We start from the raw sequence: 19,846 nt of genomic DNA, 5'->3' as shown, positions 1-19,846 counted from the left end.
CAAATAGAGGTATATACGTATGGTGAATATAATGATGGCTTTATGTTATACGGGAGATGCTTGCTTGTTCATATATCGCTGCTGGGCCGAACAATAACGGCTGGAGGTCGCAAGATCTCGCTTTCCTGGCGCAGCCGCAACCTGAACCATGCCTGCGCTCACTTCAATGAACTGCAGCTCTTGGAATACCTCCAGAATAAAGGCGATGACATCCCGTTCCATGCCGCATCTGGCGCCGAGCTTCTCGCATAGTCCGCTCCACCGAACTGTTCCTGCCCTTCTTAGTAGCTGGTACACTTCACCGAATTGCTCACGCGTCGGAAAGTAAGAGAGAACAGTTGGCTCGGCGTGCAGATCATGAAGCTGCAGCTGCGGCTTGCGGTGCCCATTCCATACATTAACGGATAGCTCGCCTATTACATCGATAGCTGATGCTGCACGTAGACGGCTCGCCAGTTCGCCCATGCTGAAGCCGATCGCGTCCAAGCCGCCGCGAGACTTGCCCAGTGTTAGCTTCAAGTGCTTCCCTTCCTTTCCGATCGCTCTCATGTCTGCAACCGGAACACCTTCGATCATCACGCGAGGTGACGGATTCCCCATGCCGAATGGCTCCATCAGCGACAGCTCTGCTATCGTCTCCAACGTCGCTTCCTCCAATGTACAAGCCAAGTCAATCTTCGTCCTGGGAATCCAATCCTCTTCGGAAAGCCACTCGGATGCCAGCTCCGATAACCGTTGCTCAAGCGCCGACAAGCGGTCACGGTGCAAGCTCATCCCCGCAGCAGCTTGATGACCGCCATAATGATCGAGCAGTTCCTCGCATACCGTAAGCGCAGCATGCAGATCGAATCCGTCAATGGACCGGGCCGAACCCTTGCACATACCCGTCGCCTCGTCTATGCCGAAGATGATAACAGGCTTGTAGTAACGATCCAGCAGCTTGGAAGCGACGATACCGATAACCCCGACATTCCATCCCTCCGCTCCGAGAAGAATGACTGCCGGTGCATCCTTGCCTTCCGATTCAGCTGCGTGCAGCCTTGCGTCCCAGAGCTTCTCCGCTTCCTTCACCATATCGTCGACGATCCGTTGGCGCTCCTTGTTCAGACTGTCCAGTCCGACAGCAGCAAGAATCGCCTCGTCATAGCTCTCTGTCGTCAGAAGCTCAACCGCCCGCTTCGCATGGTCCAGACGGCCCGCAGCGTTAATGCGCGGAGCCATGCTGAAGGCAACGTTCGTGGAAGTGATCTGCTCCAGTTCGATGCCTGCCGCTTCGGCAAGCGCCTTGAAGCCTGTGCGCTTCCCTTCGCTCATTCTCTTCAGCCCGTAGCGCACAATAATTCTGTTCTCGTCCTCCAGCGGCATCAGATCGGCGATCGTGCCCAGACTGGCCACATCCGCCCATTCCAACGGAGGGCGATGCAGCAAGGCTGTCGCCAGCTTGAAGGCCACTCCAACGCCGGCCAGCCCTTTGAACGGATATCCGCAGTCCGCTCGCTTGGGATTTACTACAGCGCACGCATCAGGGATTCGATCCGGAGGCTCGTGATGGTCGGTGACGACCATATCAATTCCCAATTCCTTCGCATACTCCACTTCGTCATAAGCGCTTATTCCCGTATCAACCGTAACAATAAGCGATATGCCTTCCTCCCGAGCAAGCTCCAGCGCCCGACGATTCAGTCCGTAGCCTTCCTTCGCACGATGCGGAATGTAGTAATCGAATGACAAGCCCAACTCACGGAATACGAGGACCAGAAGCGAGGTCGAGGATACGCCGTCTGCGTCGTAATCGCCATAAATGCGCACCCTCTCGCACTTCTCAGCCGCTTCCTTAATACGCGCGACAGCAGCTTCCATATCCTTCATCAAGTAAGGATCATGGAAGTGCTTCGCATCGCCATTTAAAAAAATGCTGGCACTCTCAACTTCGCCGCAGCCTCTCTGCACAAGCAGTCTGGCGACCAGCGGCGATACTTGAAGCGCCTGGCTTAGCCGCCGGGCTTGCTCGGAGGATGTAGAATCCCAGGCAGCAAGCTCCCAGCGGGTCTTTCGTTGAATCATCAGGTCTCATCCCCTTCCTGCTGACGCTTGGCTATTGCAGCAGTGTCGGCATCTGCTCCTGATTGGGATCGTGATTGGACTTGTAAGGATATCCGGGATCGTATGGCTCGACATAGATAACCACTTCGGATAAATGCAGAAATCGATGCATGAGCAGAAGCTTTACACGCTTCGCAATATCCTGTCCCTCTTGTACGGTAATTCTGGGATTAACGCTTATGATGATCTCCGCAACGACGTAATGCCCATGTTCTCTGGCACGAAGCGATTGCACCGTTACGACACCCTCTACTCGCTGTACAACAGCCATAATCTCATCGGCCGACTCTTCCTGTTCCACGTTCTTCCGACCCCTGTGCCGCTTCCCCTTGAAAGGGGAGAGCACAATTTCCCAGAACCGCCATGACTTTCTTACGGCTTGCTTGTTGCTTTGTCGATGTCGCGTTACCATAGGTACCGTTCTTCATCTCCTTTGATTCTTATGGCGCAGGCTTGGCTTCCACTGCCTTCGGCTTCTCCTTGCCGAATCGCTTCAGTATCAACCACAGTGGGCTTGCGATACAGACGGTCGAATACGCGCCGCTGACAAGACCTACAATAAGGGCAAGCGAGAACAACCGAATCGATTCACTGCCGAGCAGCAGTATGCACCCCGCTACGATGACAACCGTCAACACGGTGTACAAGTTACGTGCCATCGTTTGCCAGATGCTCGCATTGACAAGCTCGGACAGCTGTTCTTCATTTTTAATTTTAGCAAAACGCAGATTCTCCCGAATACGGTCAAATATAACGATCTTATCGTTGATCGAGTAGCCAAGTGTCGTCAGCACGGCCGCGATGAACGGCAAATCCACCTGCAGCCTGAATATTGAGAATACCGCTACGACAACAAAGCTGTCATACAATATAGATATATTGGCTGCAAGGGCAAACCGCCACTCGAATCGAATCATCACATAGATCATGATGCCCAAGCTGGCAATCAAAATGGCCCAAATCGTCTTAATGCCCATCTCCTGCGCAAGCTCAGGGGAGACAACGTTGACCTCTGCGGAGGTATCCTCGCCGAAGTTCTCTTTCATCGCATTCATCACTGCCGTCGATTGCTGCGCATCGAGCACCTCGTCGAAGCGTACGGATATGCGTTCATTGCCGTTGCCGCCTACAGTAGGCGTAATGTCCTCATAGCCAAGTCCGGCAAGCACTTCTTTCGCTTGCTGCTGTGTGACCGTCTTGCCCGTTGAGATGTCCATGCTTGTACCGGCTTTAAAGTCAACGCCGAAGTTCAGTGAGAAAAGAATCAACGACAAAATCCCTGCAACCGTCAGCGCAATGGAGAATGTGAAAAACTTGTTTCGATTTTTGACAAAATCATAACGGATCTTCGTATTATAGTTCACGGATTTCTGCCTCCTTCACGCCGTAATAGCCCGGTTTCATAAACTTGTTGCTGCGCACCAGCAGCGTCAGCAAGAAGCGCGCGAAGAAAATATTGGTGACAACACTAACCAGAATGCTGAAAATCATCGTCAGCGCAAAGCCTTTAATCGCCCCGTCTCCGATATAATACAGGACGACGCTGGCAATGATACTCGTAACGTTGGCATCCATAATCGTGCGGAACGAGTTTTTGGAGCCGGCCTTCAGCGAGGACAGCATGCTCTTGCCGCTGCGAATTTCTTCCTTGATTCTTTCCGCCGTAATAATGTTGGCGTCAACGGCCATCCCGACACCCAGCACGAAAGCCGCGATGCCCGGCAGTGTGAGGGTAGCGTTCATTAAATTCTGCACAAGGAGCAGAAGCCAAGCATACGTAATGATCGTAATGGAAGCGACGAATCCCGGCACACGGAAGATCACAATCATGAACGCCAAGACGATAAGCGAGCCGATTATGCCGGCGGTTACGGTATCCTTCAAGGAATCCATACCCAGCTTAGCACCGACGCTCATCGTATACTTCTCGGTCAGCTTGAGCGGCAGTGAACCCATATTAATGAGATCGCGCAGCTCTTTCGCTTCCTCTACCGACGAATTGCCAAGCGTAATGACGGCCGATCCGCCAGGGATAGCTTCATTCACACCCGGACTGGAAATCTCCTCGGTGTCCAAATAAATGGCCAAGTATTGACCGATCAATGACCTCGTTACATCTTCGAACTTCTTCGCATCCTTCAGCTCGATCGTGACGATCGGCTGATTCAAATCGTTGAACGCAATACCGGCACTGTTCTCCTTGAAGTCCGTGCCAGTCAACTTAATTGTACCATCCGGCGCGCGGAAGGTCAGATTAATCGGCTTGGCGAGCAGTTCCCGCACTTCCGCGTCATTCTCCACTCCCGGCAAACGGACGCGGATTCGGTTCGATCCCTCCGTCGTAATTTCCGGTTCCACCAGTCCGGCACTGTCAATCCGGCGCTCCAAGCTCTTGGCCGTCTGCTTCAGGGATTCCGGCGTGACCGCCGTACCGCCTTCATACGGCTCCGCTTCGTACAACACTTCAAAGCCGCCCGCCAGATCCAGGCCCAGCTTCACATCCTTGACCAGCGTAGGACTTGTCCAGGCAATAACGCCGAACGTAATCACAACTACGCCAAGGAAGGCTAATATTCTCTTCCCGAACATACGTCTGACTTCCCCCTTATGATCTCAATAGTCCTATTATAACGATGGGTGAAAAACGAGTCAAAAAAAAGAGACCGCATGACAGTTAAATAGGGTCTCCTTTATAGGCGCTGAGTGTTAAAAAGTTCATAAACTGCGTCACCTTCAGCGACAGAATATCGTTAACCAACTGGTGCAGCTCCGGCATTCCCTTCTTGGCGTACTTGGCATTGACGCAAGCCCACACCTCTTGTCCCGACACATGCTCGTAGCCGAGGAGTCTGAATTCTTCCGCCTTGCTGTGACATAACTCCTCGATGATTGCTGCCAGTTCTTCCTCTTGCATCGCTGCACCCCCATAGATTGCTGTTCGCCTACTATATTCGCCATATCCGGCCGATCTCCTGCTTGACAAGGCGCGAGTGAAAATTGCCAGACATGCAAGCGGACATGCCGCATAAAGATAGTAGTACAGGCGTGCCACAAGGAGATGAGAGAGGAAGCCATGACGAAACAATCATTTATTAAAGGAGCCATGATACTGCTCATAGCCGGCATTGTGAATCGGCTGCTGGGATTTCTCCCCCGCATTACGCTGCCGCGCATCATTGGAGCGGAAGGCGTCGGCATTTATCAGCTCAGCTATCCGTTCCTGATTGTCCTGTTGACAATCATTACAGGCGGCATACCGCTAGCCATCGCGAAATGGATCGCCGAAGCGGAATCCAAAGGGGATCATCGGAGAGTCAAGCAAATATTCCGAACCGCCATGGCGCTAACCGTCTCGCTTGCAGCGGTCTTAACGATTGGCATGCTGCTGTTCGCACCTTTCATAATCCGTTATATACTGCCGGATTCGCGCGTCTACTACTCCTTTCTGATGATGTCTCCGCTGCTGATCATTATCGGCATCTCCTCCGTGTACCGCGGATACTTCCAAGGTATGCAGAATATGATACCAAGTGCCGTATCGCAGACAGTAGAAACTGTCATTCGCATCATCGCCTCTCTCGCACTGGCGTATATACTGCTCCCCTATGGCTTGGAGTGGGGTGCTGCCGGTGCCATGCTCGGCGTCGTCGCCGGGGAGATCGGCAGTCTCGCTGTGCTCCTCTGGCTTTACCACCGCAACAGAAAGCAGACGAAGAGAGCCGGTGCCGCTTCTAGGCCAAACGCCGGCGCCTTGTCCGAAGAGCCAGACAGTCCGTCGACGCCCGTCCTGCGCAGGCTGCTTGGGCTGTCAGTGCCTGTTACGGGCAGTCGAATGGTCGGCTCGCTATCCTATCTGCTGGAGTCCATATTCATCTCGCGAAGTCTGGCAACCGCAGGCATCGCCACCGGCATCGCAACGGCGCAATACGGCGCGCTGCAGGGCATGATCATCCCGCTCCTGCTCCTGCCTACCGCATTGACTTATTCGCTTGCCGTATCGCTCGTTCCATCATTATCGGAGGCGGCTGCGAAGGGGGACAAGGCGCTCATTCATAAGCGCCTACACCAATCCATGCGGCTCTCGCTTGTCGCGGGAGCGCCGTTCATCGTCGTTATGGGCCTCTTCGCGGAGCCCATATGCCGGATCGTCTATGCGCATGCCGAAATAGCGCCCATGCTGCAATTGCTCGCGCCTGTCGGTTTGTTTATCTACCTGCAAGCCCCGCTCCAGGCCGCTCTGCAAGCGTTGGATAAGCCCGGAACGGCGCTGATGAACACCTTTATTGGCGCGGCAATCAAGCTGATTCTAATCGTTCAGCTTGCTTCGCGGCCGGAATTGGGCATTAACGGCGCCATCATTGCCATTAATGTGAACATTATTCTCGTCACTGTCTTGCATGGCATTAGCGTGTTGCGCTTTATCGGCTACCGGATGAACATTCCCGATTTCTTCAAGGTTGGAGCCGCCATGATCATTATGGCCGGCGCAGCCAAGTGGATTATGACCCACCAGCCCCTAACGATGGAATGGATCAACATGCTCATCGCCTGCATGGCCGGTGGAGCCATTTACCTGTTGTTGATGATTTGGATGCGCATTATTGACCGTTATGATGTTGCAAGGGTTCCATTCATTGGGAAATGGTTCAAGTAGTTCTTTTTCGCGTATGAATATCGACGAACAGCTTGCCCTTATGGTCAATGGTACATAGAAAAACATCCTTGAAGCTTACTACGCCCTGCTCTTGCAGCACATTTTTCAGCCAAAATCTAGTTTTTTCTATTTTGATCAAATTTTCATCCTGTACTTTGCCGTCCATTATTAAGGGAATGGGCAAAATTTCATAACGGAAGCCGCGTGGAATGATCTCTTCCCTTCCTCTTGGGTAGGGAGTTAAACTGCTTTTTTCCACATTGATATCGGGCGTCTTGCTTCCCTCGTCCGCTTCTTGCGCGGCTCTTCCCTCCTTCGGAATGACGGACAGCTTACCGCTTGTTTCCAGTATGGCAAATTCCACATCCGCTACGGATGTAATCTGATTCTCTCTAAGCTGCAGCAGCAGATCGTCAAGATTATAACGCTGCTTCTTCATCACTTCCCTGTCGATCTTGCCCTTCGCAATAATGACGCTCGGCTTGCCGTCGAACAGCAATCGAAGCTTGCGGTTGTTCATCGTCATTAATGCCGTTCCCACTTGTATGACCAGAAGGATAATCATGGGCACAATACCTTCCCATAATGGACGATGAATATCCTCAATGACGATAACCGCTATCTCTGCAATCATGACGGAGATGACAAGATCGAGCACCGACAGCTTGCCTATCTCACGCTTGCCCATCAGCCTCATAATTAAGGTGATGATGAAATAAATCAATATCGTTCGAATGATCATGCTCCATAGTTCCAACGGTCGAGCTCCTCCTTACATGAGCTTGCTGTTAACAGCATCTGAACCTGATCTGTACAGCTATTCTGACCTGTGAGGAACGCATTCATTCGGAACGGGGAACGCGAATATATGGCAGGAATATTCCGGGGCAACTTGTACTAATCCGGCCGCCTTCGCCATATGGTGTAATATTAAGGGCTATTGGATAGGAGGAGTAGGCTGGTATGAACTCTGTCAAGCAATCTCAACCTCAGCAAGCCCCCATTATCGTCATGCCGATGTTGGCGGGTCTTGCCTATGCATTGATCTGGCTCGCAGCTGGTGCGCTGCTGCTGTCCTTGCTGCTGCATCTTACGGATATGAAGGAAAGCGAGCTGGGCACGTATGCCATGATCGTGCATGGCTGTTCGTCGCTGGCCGGCGGCTTTACTTGCGGCAAGCGATCGTACAGGCGCGGCTGGTACAACGGGGCGCTGCTCGGCGTTCTGTACGGCATAATTGTGATCATTGTCAGCTTCCTTGCCGTTAATGCATCCATCTCGTTTCACAGCATCCTAATGCTAGGCGTCGTATTGTTGGCGGGTACGCTTGGAGGAATGGTCGGAGTCAATATGAGCAGATGAAGAAAGGTCTGCAAGCTATTCGAAGCTTGCAGACCTTTCGGTTCCTTATTCGGAAGCGGCAGGAGCAGAAGATACAATACTGCTGATCGCGCTGCGTTCGAACGTCATCTTCGTCGTATCGTTGACGCGAAGAACAATCGTGTCGTCAGTGATCTCGACGATCGTGCCGTGAAGGCCGCCGATAGTCGTAATTTTATCGCCCTTCTTCAATTCGTTCAGCATCGAATTGCGCTGCTTCTGTTTCTTCTGCTGCGGACGGATAAGCAAGAAATAAAATACCGCGAACATGAGTAGAAACGGCCAGATTAGAGCCCAGATGTTCCCTGTCTGCTGACCACCATCCGTGGCTAACCACATCGACATTGCATTCACCCCTTTCAAAATCCTCTTTCATTATCATTAAGTCCGTACGCCTCGAAGAAGGAATCCCGGAAATCGAGCAGCCGGTCCTCCATAATCGCTTGGCGTACATCCCGCATGAGCTGCAGCAAGAAATGCAAGTTATGGTAAGTCGTCAGACGAATGCCGAACGTCTCGTCGGCCTTCAGCAGGTGACGAATGTACGCTCTGGAATAGTTCGTGCAAGTGTAGCAGGAGCAATTGGGGTCCAGTGGACCGAAGTCCTCGGAAAACTTGGCATTCCGAATGACAAGCCTTCCTCCGCTGGTCATTGTCGTACCGTTCCTCGCAATCCGGGTCGGCAATACGCAATCGAACATGTCAATGCCCCGTATAGCGCCTTCAACCAATGCATCCGGTGAGCCGACTCCCATCAAATACCTCGGCTTGTCCGAAGGCAAATGCGGCACTGTATAGTCAAGCACCTCATACATAAGATGCTTAGGCTCGCCTACACTCAATCCTCCAATAGCATACCCCGGGAAATCCATGGAAGTCAAATCTTTTGCGCTCTGAACGCGCAAATCTTCATGCATCCCGCCCTGAACGATGGCGAACAGCGCTTGGTCCTGCGGACGGGCATGCGATTTCAAGCATCGCTCCGCCCACCTGGACGTCCTTTCCGTCGATTGCTTGACGTATTCATACTCCGCAGGATAGGGCGGACATTCGTCGAAAGCCATCATAATGTCTGAGCCAAGTGCGTTCTGAATCTCCATCGCCGTCTCCGGTCCGATGAACAGCTTGTCGCCATTCAGATGGGAACGGAACTGCACGCCTTCCTCCGTAATTTTGCGCATCGCGCTCAAGCTGAACACCTGGAATCCGCCGCTGTCGGTCAATATAGGCCGATCCCAGTTCATGAACTTGTGCAGCCCTCCCGCCTTCCTCACAATCTCATGGCCCGGACGAAGGAACAGATGATACGTATTGCTCAGAATGATATGGGCGTCCATCGCCTTCAGCTCTTCCGGGCTCATCGTCTTGACCGTCGCTTGCGTCCCTACAGGCATAAAGGTAGGTGTATCGATGATGCCATGCGGCGTATGCACACGGCCCAGTCTGGCGCCCGATTGATTGCATTGTTTAATAAACTCGTATTTTACAGCCACTATTCACGCTTCCTATTCTTTATTTAGTTAGTAGATAAACATGGCGTCGCCAAAGCTGAAAAACCGATATTCCCGCTCCACCGCTTCCTTGTAAGCGTGCATGATATGTTCTCGACCCGCAAGTGCGCTTACAAGCATGACAAGCGTCGATTTGGGCAGGTGGAAATTGGTTAACAGCGCATCTACCAGTTTAAAGGAGTAGCCCGGAAAAATAAAGATAGAAGTCCAACCGCTGCAAGCGGTAATCGGCCCGCCGCCGCAAATGTCCGCCACTGTCTCTAACGTTCTGGCCGAAGTCGTGCCAACCGCAATGACTCTTCTTCCTTGCTCCCGTGCTACCTGCAGCAGCGCTGCATTAGCCTCGTCCAACTGATAGAACTCAGCGTGCATCTCATGGTCCTCCACCCGCTCCACGGACATCGGCCGGAATGTGCCCAAGCCGACATGAAGGGTGACATATGCCAGCTTAACGCCTTTCTTCTGTATCCGATCCAGCATATCCTTCGTGAAGTGCAGGCCCGCAGTCGGCGCCGCCGCCGAGCCTTCATGCAGGGAATATACGGTCTGGTAGCGCTCAGACTCCTCCAGCCGTTCCTTGATGTACGGCGGAAGCGGCATCTCGCCTAACTGGTCAAGCAGCTCCTGGAATATGCCCTCGTAAGAGAAAGTGATCGTTCTAGCGCCCATCTCGCCTTCTTCCTCAACTACAGCCTTCAGCAGCGGCAAGCCTTCAGCGTTCTCTCCGAATGCCATTACCGCTCCCTTCTTCAGCCGTTTGGCCGGCTTGGCGAGCGCTTCCCAGCGGTCGCCGCCAAGCTGCTTCAGAAGCAGCAGCTCTACCTTGGCGCCCGTATCCGGCTTATAGCCGATCAATCTGGCCGGAATAACCCTTGTATTGTTCAGCACCAGCACATCGCCCGCCGACAGCCGATCCTCCAGATCCCTAAAGCTGCCATGCTCCACACCGCCCGTCTGGCGATTCAGCATGAGCAGTCGGGAAGCCGTGCGATCCTGGAGCGGAGTCTGGGCGATCAGCCGATCCGGCAGTTCGAAGTCAAACCAATCAACATTCATGTTCTATTATCATTCCTTAGTTATAGTTATCCCTTTGTAATAGTATTGCAAAATGTATTGATAGTCATACCCTTGCTGAGCCAGGCTCAGAGCGCCGTATTGGGACATGCCTACGCCGTGTCCGTTGCCTTGTCCCGTGAACAGAAAGGAGCGTTCCATCGGGCTTGCAGCAATGTCCCCTTCGCTATCCATTATGAATAAATGGCTGTCGTCATGAACGCTTCCTTGATGATCGGCACCGAGAATATGCAGCCCGTCATGGCTTGCAGCTGACGAACGTTGTCCCCCGCCGCCCAATATAACGGCATTGCCAATCTCCGTCACGTCCAGCTTGGTGCTGGGCAGCGATTCGCCAACACCCAGCATGGAACGGATGGAATCCGGAGATTTCAGCGGCAGTTCCTCGCCGTTCACGGCAATGGCTGTGGCGCGTCCGGAAGGACCTCGAGCGCTCACCTCCAGGGAATGTACGGGTTCCGTCAGCTTATCCGACAGCCTCGCGTTCAAGCTTGTCTGCAACTGCTCTCCCGTGAACGGTCCCCGCATCCAGTTCATGGGATTGGATTCCTTCACCTTGCCGAGCGCGATGAGACGCGTTCCTTGATTCGCCTGCGCCACGACTGGCACGCTGGACTGAATAACGGGATGCACGCGAATGTTGGTCCCGTCCGTCTTCACCTTTAACAAGGCGCTTCCTGCAGCTGTAGTCTGCCCGGTATCCTCTACCAGATCTTCGCGTACATATCCAAGCTTCCCGTCCGGAAGCACGACATGGTACCAATCAAGCAAGCCTGCTTCTGCAGAATCGTCGGGGCTTGCAACCGGCTGCAAATAAGGGATGGAATTGCCCCATACTTCTGCCGCATCCGATGTCATGCCGCCGCTATTGGCCGAATACAGAGCTTCAATGATGCTTCCATTGTGCAGAGCGACTTCTCCCTTCGTCTCATCCACGGCCTTCGTAGTGGAAGGGTGCTCCTTCTCCGTCCCGTAATAAGCCTGGCTTAGGGTTGTATCCACAACATGCGCGATCTGGAAGCCCGTACCGCCACGAACAGCGAACGATCGAGCCGCCACCGCTTGCGCCTTCAGCGCCTCCAGCGGCCAAGATGGATACATCTCCACTGCCACGACAGAGTATAAATACTGTTCCAGCGGCAGTTCATTCACGACGGCCAGCTTATTCTGGAAGCCGCTTACCTCGAATTGCCCTCTATATGTACGATTGCTGCGCTCCTCCAACCGTATATGCGCTTCTCCCGCTGGCGACAGCCATACTTTGGTGCCGCCGGCGGGAACCAGATATCGGGAATCGGCCGCATTGCCGCCTCCGCTTCTGGTGTGGTCACGCTGCATGATCAGATACGGCTCGTCCTGACTCATGGCCTTAAGGGCAACTGTGCCCGCAGCAGCGGATGCGGCGGCGCCGACCGCCTTCAGAGCCGACGGCGAGGGGGCCTGGCCAACGGCTACGAAATAATGAGGTGAACCGTCCTCTCCCGCCTTCATGCCTACATAGGCGTCAACGCCGGTCTTGCCGTACGCGAGGGCCGCGCCTTCCGCTTCCGCCCTCGTCTTCAGCGGCTGCGACTGCAGATAATGGGGGCCTAACAATTCCGCCTTGAATCCGCCTGTCATCGCCTTCAACAGCGTATCGCTCTCCCACCGCTTGCGCGCTGCGGCAGCTTCTCCTTCACTGGCGTAGCCGCCTTCGCGAAGCTGATAGACCTCTCTCCCCTTCTTGGACAAGGAGATGATCGAAGATGCTCCTCCCGAGGCGCTGATATGAGTGTGCGCTTGCTGCGCAACGGCGAGATCTCCCGTCTCCAGCAGCTTCACGCCGTAATCGTCCAGCGCGAAGCGAGCCTTCTCTGTCGGCTCTACTTGGAACCACGGCGAATTGCCGCCTTCCCGCTGCAAGCTAACAACTATTCCGCCTTGTGATGAGAAGGTGGCAGCCGGCGTAGTAGATTGGTATTTGCCCGGCAGGCTGATATACATCGCCACCCGGATCGTATCCATCTTCGGAACCGCCGCATAGGACGGCTGTGCGCCGATCGCGGCAGTCCATAGCATGGCACATAACGTGATCAGATAAATGCGAACTGTCTTACCGGAAGTCATGATTTCTCTCCTCTCTAGTTGGGTTAACGATCCGTGGGCATAGGCAGTCCCAGATGGCGATAGGCGCTCTCTGTGGCTATCCTGCCCCGCGGCGTACGCTGCAGGAATCCGATCTGCATCAGATACGGCTCATAGACGTCCTCAATCGTCTGGCTCTCTTCCCCGATTGTCGCGGCGATCGTATCCAGTCCGACCGGCCTGCCCGAGAAAGTAACCATCATGGCACGAAGCATCTTGTGATCGATGTCGTCCAGCCCTTGCGGATCGACTTGCAGAAGCGACAAAGCCGACTGCGCGATATCATGCGTGATGATGCCGTCACCTCTTACCTGCGCGAAGTCCCTCACCCGCTTCAGAAGCCGGTTCGCAATCCGCGGCGTCCCCCTGGAGCGCATGGCGATCTCCGACGCAGCTTCACCAACGATGCTCACTTCCAATATTTCCGCAGCACGCGATACAATAAAAGCCAGCTCGTCCACAGTATAAAATTCCAGTCGGCTGACGACGCCGAACCGGTCCCGCAACGGCGCGGACAGAAGTCCCGCTCTCGTCGTCGCGCCGATTAGCGTAAACGGCGGCAAATCCAGCCGGACGGAGCGTGCGCTTGGCCCCTTGCCGATCATTATATCCAAAGCGAAGTCCTCCATCGCAGGATAAAGCACTTCCTCAACCGTACGGTGCAGTCGATGAATTTCATCGATGAACAGAACGTCGCCTTCCTGCAAATTGGTCAGCAGTGCCGCCAAATCGCCGGGGCGTTCGATAGCCGGTCCCGACGTCGTCCTCAGGTTAACGCCAAGCTCATTGGCGATAATATTGGACAAGGTCGTCTTGCCAAGACCCGGAGGGCCGTAGAGAAGTACATGATCCAGTGCTTCCTTGCGGAGCTTGGCGGCTTCGATATAGATTTTCAAATTTTCCTTCGCTTTGCTCTGCCCGATATATTCCGCGAGATATCGGGGGCGCAAGCTCAGCTCGACGGCATGTTCATCCATCATCAGGTTCGCGGATACGATCCGGTCATCCATAGCTCCCTCTCCTTTCCGTTACCCTTTGAACAACTGCTGAAGCGCCCTCTTCATCAGGGCGTCTACCGTCTCTTCCGGAGTGACGGAATCTTTCATTTTGTTCCAAGCCGCATCCAGCTCCGAAGCGGTATAACCAAGCGCGGCAAGGCCGTCGCGGGCTTCCTGCCAGGCAGTCCCGTGCCCTTGTCCGCCATCATCGCCCGCAAGCTCCGATACAATTCCCGCTGCCGCAAGGCCGGCCGCATCAGAAGCTCCCAGAAGCTTGTCCTTCAAATCCAGGATCATGCGCTGGGCCGTCTTCTTGCCGATGCCGGGCAGCTTCGTCAGGAAACCGATATTCTCCTGTTGAATCGCGGCAATGACCGTCTCGGGACGCCCTGCCGACAGGATGCCAAGCGCCACTCTCGGTCCGATGCCCGATACGTCCAGCAGCTTGCGGAACAGCGTCTGCTGTTCTCGCGACAGGAATCCATAGAGTAGAATGGCGTCCTCCCGCACATGATGATGAATATAGATCGTCGCCGCTTCATCCTTCCCGGCGAATTCATAAGGATTGGGCGTAAAAACGCGATATCCGATATCGCGAACATCAACAACGACGTACTCTGCATCGATATGTATGATTTTGCCGCGCAAAAAATCGATCATGAACGGGTCACCTCGTTAATTTTTTGAGTCATTGTCGCGGAGTGGGCATGGCATATGGCTACTGCCAGCGCATCCGCCACATCATCCGGCTTCGGAACGGCGGACAGCTTCAAAAACATTTTCACCATCTCCTGCACTTGGCGCTTCTCCGCTTTCCCGTATCCTACGACGGATTGCTTCACCTGCAGCGGCGTATACTCCGCCACGGGCAGCCCGCGCTGTGCCGCGGCCAATATAATGACTCCCCGCGCCTGTCCGACAGCGAAAGCCGTCGTCACGTTGCGATTGAAGAACAGCTTCTCGACCGCAACGGAATCCGGATTATAGCGATCCATCAGCGCTCCGGCAGATTCATAGATTTGCAGCAAGCGTTCCTCCTGCGGAGTATGGGCTTCCGTCTGTATCGCGCCATATTGCACAGGAGTCAGCTTATGTCCTTGTTTATCAATAAATCCGAACCCCGCGATCGCTATTCCGGGGTCTATTCCCAACACACGCAAATTGCCAGCTCCTATCTCTCATCTCTTCATGCCTGCCCTTCATTATAGCAAAAGTTGCTTGAAATGAGAACGGACGTTTGATGGAGATTGAAGCCGGCGTATTCACTCGTGCCGGTAGATGCAGTGCGGCTTTACAACTATGGCGCAGTTCGGATCGGTTCCATCACTTTCGTGTTCTGCTCCATTGCAAAATCGCTAAACGTCGAAAGCACGCTATAGTATTCATCCATGTCGGAGATGCGAATGCCGGCCGTCAGAGAGCGAAGCTGTTCCTTGGGCAAGCTGCTCTCCATAAATTCGATATCCAGCTGAAAAAATGTCCTTAGCACCTTTTCTTCCTTTGGAAGCCCGTCATATAAGGAAAGATTGCCATCGCGATCTATGCCAAAGTAAGCATTGGATTTGCAATAGTCCGACAGGTCGTTAATTTCCTGAACAAGAACGGTCGTTGCATCTTTATTGGCGCCAACCTTCCATTCGCGGTGATCTTGAAGAAGAAGGGAAAGTTGACGGGCAGTCATTCGCCCAAGCGATTCCGTCTCCTCCCCGCAAATATAGACACGCTTCAACAGAACCTCCACTGCAGCTTCTTGCTCGGGTAAAGATAGGCTGAATCGCAGATTGTCGTTCACGCCGCCGTTCACGCTGGCAGCATGCAAGACGGGCTGGAATCCCAGCCCGCCTATCGCAATTACCAGCCATATGGCGGAGATCCCGCCCAATGCCCACAGCGGCCCCCGCGAGCGGCGCAAACGCTTTTTCAGTCGCTTCCACATTCGTAATGCCATCATAAGGATTGGCCCCTTTGCGCTTTTTTTGGATAGTTTGCGCGATTTGCACTTTATTATGCAGCCGAACAACGCATGCAGCAGCAGATCAACAATGCAGCATAACACGGATTGACACATTAGCGTTGCGGGAATACAATAACCAAAACAGACTACGCGGTCTGTTCTAGCAATTCCAAATTGACATGCTTGCTCCTTTAGGAGGTTGCCACGATATTGATTACGAGTATTCCATCGCCTTAACAACGTTTAAAGCCAGCGTCAACACAGATCAAACAGGGTAGTCTATTTTGATTGGTTCCCGCAATTGTGGGATTGGTTATTTCAAGCATTTTTTCACCTCCAAGAAACTGGATATACGCAAAATATGAAAGGAGCATCGGAATGAACAGAGGGATATGCTTAATAACGGGCAAGTAGACCTCGATGACGAAAATAACTGTGAACTGCATTCGTGTTACAAATGTTCAAGTGGATCTTTCACGATAAGGGAAGCTGAAGCCCTTCTTGGCATTTGTTTACAGATTGAAGAGCAGAAGCTCGCTTACGCCGGAGCAAATGGCAAAAACGTACACCTATCTGGCTGTCTCCCCAGAGCTCGGCCTAAAGTCGGATTGTTATTTCGATGAGAACAACCGAGAAGTAAAATATTCCAAATATTGTGAGGATAGAGACAATATACGGGAAGTGATGCAACTGACCTATAAATATATAACCGGCAAGCAGTAAAGGTTTGACAAGCGGTTTTTCGTGAAATACGATGAGTGGGGATTTTACAGTCAGACCTTTAAAACTGCAATTGCCGTTAGGAGGTTTTCGGATTGAGTGCAAGAAGAAGCAAGAAGCGGGAATTAATCGTTCAGCATGCTCTGATTGAGTTTTCTGAGAAGAGTTACGAGGAAGCGTCCATTAATCAGATTATTCATCAGTCACAATCCAGCAAAGGCGCTTTTTATCATCATTTCAATGACAAATTGGTGCTATACCTTACCGTGCTCAAAGAAGCTGCCGAGGCCAAGCGGGCTTATGTCGAGTCACGGCTCACGGAAGCGGCTCACGATATAGGGAAGATGGACATTTTCGAGTCGTTCAAGCTTCAGGCCAAGCTCGGTTTCGACTTCGCAACGGATCACCCCGTCTATGACCGGCTTATCCGCATGCTCATGAAGGAAAAAAGCGAGGCGGCGGTCCAGGCGGTTCGCCAGAAGCTGCAGGTGGATCTGAACGTGCAATTAAATGCGATGATTCAGGATGGGATTGACAGAGGCGAGCTTCGCTCCGATTTGCCGCAAGACTTTCTTGTTCGGGTAATCTCCTATATGCTTGCTGGCTTTAACAACCTATTTGTACCCGGTGAAGAACAAGACAAGGACGAAGTTATGAGCAATCTCGATCGTTATATTGATCTACTGAACGAAACCTTCCGAGCTAGCCCCTCGCTTGACACATAAGTACAACCAGCAATAGTCTTGGGCTAACGCTCATTTTGGTTACATACAGCTTTCTTACATGCCAATGATCCACAGAACCTTGCGGATTATCGCTCATTTTGGTTACATACAGCCTCTGCCAATTGCTCTTTTTCGCTAAGCAGGGGCAATCGGCCAAAACGTCGAAATGACGGTACCGAAGGGAGAAACACTCCCAACTGATACCGCCACTCCTCTAATTCGCTTCTTTAATTGATGGGCAACTACTCAAAGAGTCATGACTAGCTTGAGCGCAGCTCTATATTGGTAATCGTCTACATTCCTAAGTCTATATTCCTAATGATTAAGCCATGGTCTGCTTCCATATGTCGTTCTTCTCTTCGGCTTTGGCGCTATTGTTCGAATGACGGCTTTTTTCGTTTTTTTGCGAGTTTTTTTCTTCACTGGGGTTACTGATCCCGGGAGTCCATCCAATTCTTCTGCGTCTTCTTTCCGCTCACCACCGCAACCGCAGTCTCCCTTGGCATTGGTTTGAGCGGATTGTTCTTGATCGGCTTCCCCTGAGTAGGACCACATGGGAGGATAAGGTGGATATCCTTCTGTTGGATAGGCATTCGAGAATCCTTGAAATCCCTGCGGATACATGGCGGAGAGTTGTGAGATCGCTCCCGCATTCGATGCATTCGACAGCGGCGATATCATCCCCGCATTCGATGCATTCGACAGCGGCGATATCATGCCCGCATTCGATGCATTCGACAGCGGCGATACCATGCCCGCATTCGATGCATTCGACAGCGGCGATATCATGCCCGCATTCGATGCATTCGACAGCGGCGATACCATGCCCGCATTCGATGCATTCGACAGTGGCGATACCATGCCCGCATTCGATGCATTCGACAGTGGCGATATCATGCCCGCATTTGATGCGTTAGCCATAGGCATCATGCCGGGATTAGCCATATTGCCGCCCTGCTGCATAACGTTGACCATAGGATTGCCATAACCCCAGCCGGGACCTGCTCCATATGGCATTAAGGCTGGCTGCATCGGATACCCCATACCGGGCGGGCAATCATATCCCCCCATGTCACCGTATGGAGAAATCGTCGCCTTTTCTTTCAAGCCGTAAGCTGTTGCGTCCACTTCTCCTTTACCCATGGGCATATACATGTTCTCGTTAGGTGAAGATGGATAATCGTATTGCATCATATCGTAAGCGGGTGCTTGATACTGCTGAAACAGATTCATGCTCTGCATATATTCGGAATTGACCGGGTTTACTTCCTGCGCGCTTTGCTGCTGTAGCGGAAGCTCCTTTCCTTTCCCCTTACCGCTATATGGAGATACCTTCCCCGCATTTTCCGCCGAATATGGTGCAACATTAGACATCGGCTGCATATTGCCTCCGCTTGGACCCATATTGCTCAGCGGCTGCATATTGCCTCCGCTTGGACCCATATTGCCCAGCGGCTGCATATTGCCTCCGCTTGGACCCATATTGCTCAGCGGCTGCATATTGCCTCCGCTTGGACCCATATTGCTCAGCGGCTGCATATTGCCTCCGCTTGGACCCATATTGCTCAGCGGCTGCATATTGCCTCCGCTTGGACCCATATTGCTCAGCGGCTGCATATTGCCTCCGCTTGGACCTATATTTGAGCCTAGCGGCTCCATCTTTTTCGATTGAGGCATCACTTTCGCGGATTGCGCCTCTACCTTTGTTGACTCGGGCATCACCTTCGAGGCCAGTGGCTCTACTTTCTTCGCTTCCGGCTCCATCTTCTTTGCTAATGGCTCCACTTTCTTCGCTTCCGGCTCCATCTTCGTTGCCAACGGCTCCACTTTCTTCGCTTCCGGCTCCATCTTCGTTGCCAACGGCTCTACTTTCTTCGCTTCCGGCTCCTTCTTTGTTGCCAGCGGCTCCACCTTCTTCGCTTCCGGCTCTACCTTAGCTTCCGGTTTAGCAGGCGGTACAGGCGATACGATCGGACCCGTCGGTTTTTTCTCTGCCATTGGCGCCGTGTTTTTTTTGCCCGCCGCAAGCCCCGTTAACGTTTTCCCTACTACAGGAGCCGTCGACATCTTGCCGACAAAGCCCTGCACCCCTTGCATAAAAGACGACTTCGGGCTTGTCGATTGCGCCCCGTACTGACCTGTTGTAGCGGGAATTTGCGCGTTCGCTTTCGGAATGTTGATTACTTCTCCGGTAAGCAGGACATTTGGATTTTTCAAGTGCGGATTGGCGTGAATCATGGAAGCAAGCGGAACTCCCCACGCTTTGGACAGCTTCCACAATGTATCTCCTTGCTTCACGATATGCTGGTGCATAATGTCCATCTCGCTCATTCCGCCGCCGGATGCCGGATGTCCGGACGGGATTTTTATTTTCATCCCGACCTCCAGCGCATCCGGGTTCGATATTCCCGGATTCATATGCAGGATTTCCTCAAGCGAAACATTGTACTTCTGTCCGATAAAGTATAATGTGTCGCCCTGTTTCACAATATGGATTTTCACTCGACGATACCCTCCCGTCACGTTCTGGATAAGCAGGCAAGGCTAATGCCCGTTATCAATCTCTATATCCTATGCAGAACATGGGCGAGTGTCGCCTCTTT

General features: G+C 52.8%; 19 protein-coding genes. 4 read left to right on the top strand and 15 right to left on the bottom strand.

The genetic code is table 11. The features are described 5' to 3' along the window. Positions 1–45 precede the first annotated feature (45 nt). The 5 genes from recJ to M6D81_RS20605 form a co-directional block, all read right to left on the bottom strand. A complete protein-coding gene (gene recJ, locus M6D81_RS20625) occupies positions 46–2,064 on the bottom strand; it encodes a single-stranded-DNA-specific exonuclease RecJ (protein ID WP_262678907.1) in 2,019 nt (672 codons plus the stop codon). A gap of 31 nt (positions 2,065–2,095) precedes the next feature. Beyond that, positions 2,096–2,404: a cation transporter dimerization domain-containing protein gene (locus M6D81_RS20620; protein ID WP_262678905.1), complete on the bottom strand. Its 309-nt coding sequence runs from the start codon at positions 2,402–2,404 to the stop codon at positions 2,096–2,098. 139 nt (positions 2,405–2,543) lie between these two features. Continuing rightward, the gene (gene secF / locus M6D81_RS20615; RefSeq protein WP_262678904.1) at positions 2,544–3,467 is read right to left on the bottom strand and encodes a protein translocase subunit SecF; all 924 of its coding nucleotides are present in this window, start codon (positions 3,465–3,467) and stop codon (positions 2,544–2,546) included. After that, a complete protein-coding gene (secD, locus tag M6D81_RS20610) occupies positions 3,457–4,692 on the bottom strand; it encodes a protein translocase subunit SecD (protein WP_262678903.1) in 1,236 nt (411 codons plus the stop codon). The genes secF and secD overlap by 11 nt, the downstream gene beginning before the upstream one ends. A gap of 85 nt (positions 4,693–4,777) precedes the next feature. Continuing rightward, positions 4,778–5,017, bottom strand: coding sequence for a post-transcriptional regulator (locus tag M6D81_RS20605; protein WP_262678901.1), 240 nt, complete (start codon positions 5,015–5,017; stop codon positions 4,778–4,780). Positions 5,018–5,176: 159 nt separating this feature from the next. On the opposite strand from M6D81_RS20605, the gene spoVB reads away from it, so the two are divergent. Then, positions 5,177–6,757: a stage V sporulation protein B gene (gene spoVB / locus M6D81_RS20600; protein WP_262678900.1), complete on the top strand. Its 1,581-nt coding sequence runs from the start codon at positions 5,177–5,179 to the stop codon at positions 6,755–6,757. Here spoVB and M6D81_RS20595 read toward each other — a convergent pair. After that, positions 6,750–7,514, bottom strand: a complete 765-nt coding sequence (locus tag M6D81_RS20595) for a YetF domain-containing protein (RefSeq protein WP_262678898.1) — start codon at positions 7,512–7,514, stop codon at positions 6,750–6,752. The genes spoVB and M6D81_RS20595 overlap by 8 nt on opposite strands. A 206-nt stretch (positions 7,515–7,720) precedes the next feature. Between M6D81_RS20595 and M6D81_RS20590 the strand changes: the two genes are divergently transcribed. Then, positions 7,721–8,119 carry a TIGR04086 family membrane protein gene (locus tag M6D81_RS20590; protein ID WP_262678897.1) on the top strand — a complete coding sequence of 133 codons (399 nt, stop codon included), beginning with the start codon at positions 7,721–7,723 and terminating at the stop codon, positions 8,117–8,119. Positions 8,120–8,164: 45 nt separating this feature from the next. Here M6D81_RS20590 and yajC read toward each other — a convergent pair whose 3' ends face one another. The 8 genes from yajC to M6D81_RS20550 form a co-directional block, all read right to left on the bottom strand. Then, complete coding sequence (gene yajC, locus M6D81_RS20585) at positions 8,165–8,476, bottom strand: preprotein translocase subunit YajC (protein WP_410795769.1); 312 nt, start codon at positions 8,474–8,476, stop codon at positions 8,165–8,167. A 20-nt stretch (positions 8,477–8,496) separates the two neighbouring features. After that, a complete protein-coding gene (tgt, locus tag M6D81_RS20580; RefSeq protein WP_262678929.1) occupies positions 8,497–9,633 on the bottom strand; it encodes a tRNA guanosine(34) transglycosylase Tgt in 1,137 nt (378 codons plus the stop codon). A 24-nt stretch (positions 9,634–9,657) separates the two neighbouring features. After that, on the bottom strand, positions 9,658–10,704 hold the full coding sequence (gene queA / locus M6D81_RS20575; RefSeq protein WP_262678895.1) for a tRNA preQ1(34) S-adenosylmethionine ribosyltransferase-isomerase QueA: 1,047 nt from the start codon (positions 10,702–10,704) through the stop codon (positions 9,658–9,660). A gap of 9 nt (positions 10,705–10,713) precedes the next feature. Then, positions 10,714–12,828, bottom strand: coding sequence for a SpoIID/LytB domain-containing protein (locus M6D81_RS20570; protein ID WP_262678894.1), 2,115 nt, complete (start codon positions 12,826–12,828; stop codon positions 10,714–10,716). A gap of 23 nt (positions 12,829–12,851) precedes the next feature. Further along, positions 12,852–13,856, bottom strand: a complete 1,005-nt coding sequence (gene ruvB, locus M6D81_RS20565) for a Holliday junction branch migration DNA helicase RuvB (RefSeq protein WP_262678893.1) — start codon at positions 13,854–13,856, stop codon at positions 12,852–12,854. An 18-nt stretch (positions 13,857–13,874) separates the two neighbouring features. Beyond that, positions 13,875–14,504 (bottom strand): Holliday junction branch migration protein RuvA, encoded by a 630-nt coding sequence (ruvA, locus tag M6D81_RS20560; protein WP_262678892.1) that lies wholly within the window; start codon positions 14,502–14,504, stop codon positions 13,875–13,877. Continuing rightward, complete coding sequence (ruvC, locus tag M6D81_RS20555; protein WP_262678891.1) at positions 14,501–15,004, bottom strand: crossover junction endodeoxyribonuclease RuvC; 504 nt, start codon at positions 15,002–15,004, stop codon at positions 14,501–14,503. Before ruvC ends, ruvA begins: the two co-directional genes overlap by 4 nt. A gap of 137 nt (positions 15,005–15,141) precedes the next feature. Further along, positions 15,142–15,795 carry a BofC C-terminal domain-containing protein gene (locus M6D81_RS20550; RefSeq protein WP_262678890.1) on the bottom strand — a complete coding sequence of 218 codons (654 nt, stop codon included), beginning with the start codon at positions 15,793–15,795 and terminating at the stop codon, positions 15,142–15,144. A 504-nt stretch (positions 15,796–16,299) separates the two neighbouring features. On the opposite strand from M6D81_RS20550, the gene M6D81_RS20545 reads away from it, so the two are divergent. Beyond that, positions 16,300–16,521, top strand: coding sequence for a hypothetical protein (locus tag M6D81_RS20545; RefSeq protein ID WP_262678889.1), 222 nt, complete (start codon positions 16,300–16,302; stop codon positions 16,519–16,521). Between the two features lie 92 nt (positions 16,522–16,613). After that, positions 16,614–17,243 carry a TetR/AcrR family transcriptional regulator gene (locus M6D81_RS20540; RefSeq protein WP_262678888.1) on the top strand — a complete coding sequence of 210 codons (630 nt, stop codon included), beginning with the start codon at positions 16,614–16,616 and terminating at the stop codon, positions 17,241–17,243. A gap of 315 nt (positions 17,244–17,558) precedes the next feature. Here M6D81_RS20540 and M6D81_RS20535 read toward each other — a convergent pair whose 3' ends face one another. Further along, positions 17,559–19,745 carry a LysM peptidoglycan-binding domain-containing protein gene (locus M6D81_RS20535; protein ID WP_262678887.1) on the bottom strand — a complete coding sequence of 729 codons (2,187 nt, stop codon included), beginning with the start codon at positions 19,743–19,745 and terminating at the stop codon, positions 17,559–17,561. Positions 19,746–19,846: the final 101 nt, after the last annotated feature.

This window comes from Paenibacillus sp. J5C2022, from assembly GCF_025567625.1.
In the GTDB taxonomy this organism is placed as follows: domain Bacteria; phylum Bacillota; class Bacilli; order Paenibacillales; family Paenibacillaceae; genus Pristimantibacillus.
This window is presented reverse-complemented; position numbering and strand designations above follow the sequence as displayed.

What these genes read in the sequence shown, in the direction of transcription:
- recJ (WP_262678907.1), bottom strand. Translation starts at nt 2,064, where the DNA reads ATGATTCAACGAAAGACCCGCTGGGAGCTTGCTGCCTGGGATTCTACA.
- secD (WP_262678903.1), bottom strand. Translation starts at nt 4,692, where the DNA reads ATGTTCGGGAAGAGAATATTAGCCTTCCTTGGCGTAGTTGTGATTACG.
- M6D81_RS20605 (WP_262678901.1), bottom strand. Translation starts at nt 5,017, where the DNA reads ATGCAAGAGGAAGAACTGGCAGCAATCATCGAGGAGTTATGTCACAGC.
- spoVB (WP_262678900.1), top strand. Translation starts at nt 5,177, where the DNA reads ATGACGAAACAATCATTTATTAAAGGAGCCATGATACTGCTCATAGCC.
- M6D81_RS20590 (WP_262678897.1), top strand. Translation starts at nt 7,721, where the DNA reads ATGAACTCTGTCAAGCAATCTCAACCTCAGCAAGCCCCCATTATCGTC.
- yajC (WP_410795769.1), bottom strand. Translation starts at nt 8,476, where the DNA reads ATGTGGTTAGCCACGGATGGTGGTCAGCAGACAGGGAACATCTGGGCT.
- queA (WP_262678895.1), bottom strand. Translation starts at nt 10,704, where the DNA reads ATGAATGTTGATTGGTTTGACTTCGAACTGCCGGATCGGCTGATCGCC.
- M6D81_RS20570 (WP_262678894.1), bottom strand. Translation starts at nt 12,828, where the DNA reads ATGACTTCCGGTAAGACAGTTCGCATTTATCTGATCACGTTATGTGCC.
- ruvB (WP_262678893.1), bottom strand. Translation starts at nt 13,856, where the DNA reads ATGGATGACCGGATCGTATCCGCGAACCTGATGATGGATGAACATGCC.
- ruvA (WP_262678892.1), bottom strand. Translation starts at nt 14,504, where the DNA reads ATGATCGATTTTTTGCGCGGCAAAATCATACATATCGATGCAGAGTAC.
- M6D81_RS20550 (WP_262678890.1), bottom strand. Translation starts at nt 15,795, where the DNA reads ATGATGGCATTACGAATGTGGAAGCGACTGAAAAAGCGTTTGCGCCGC.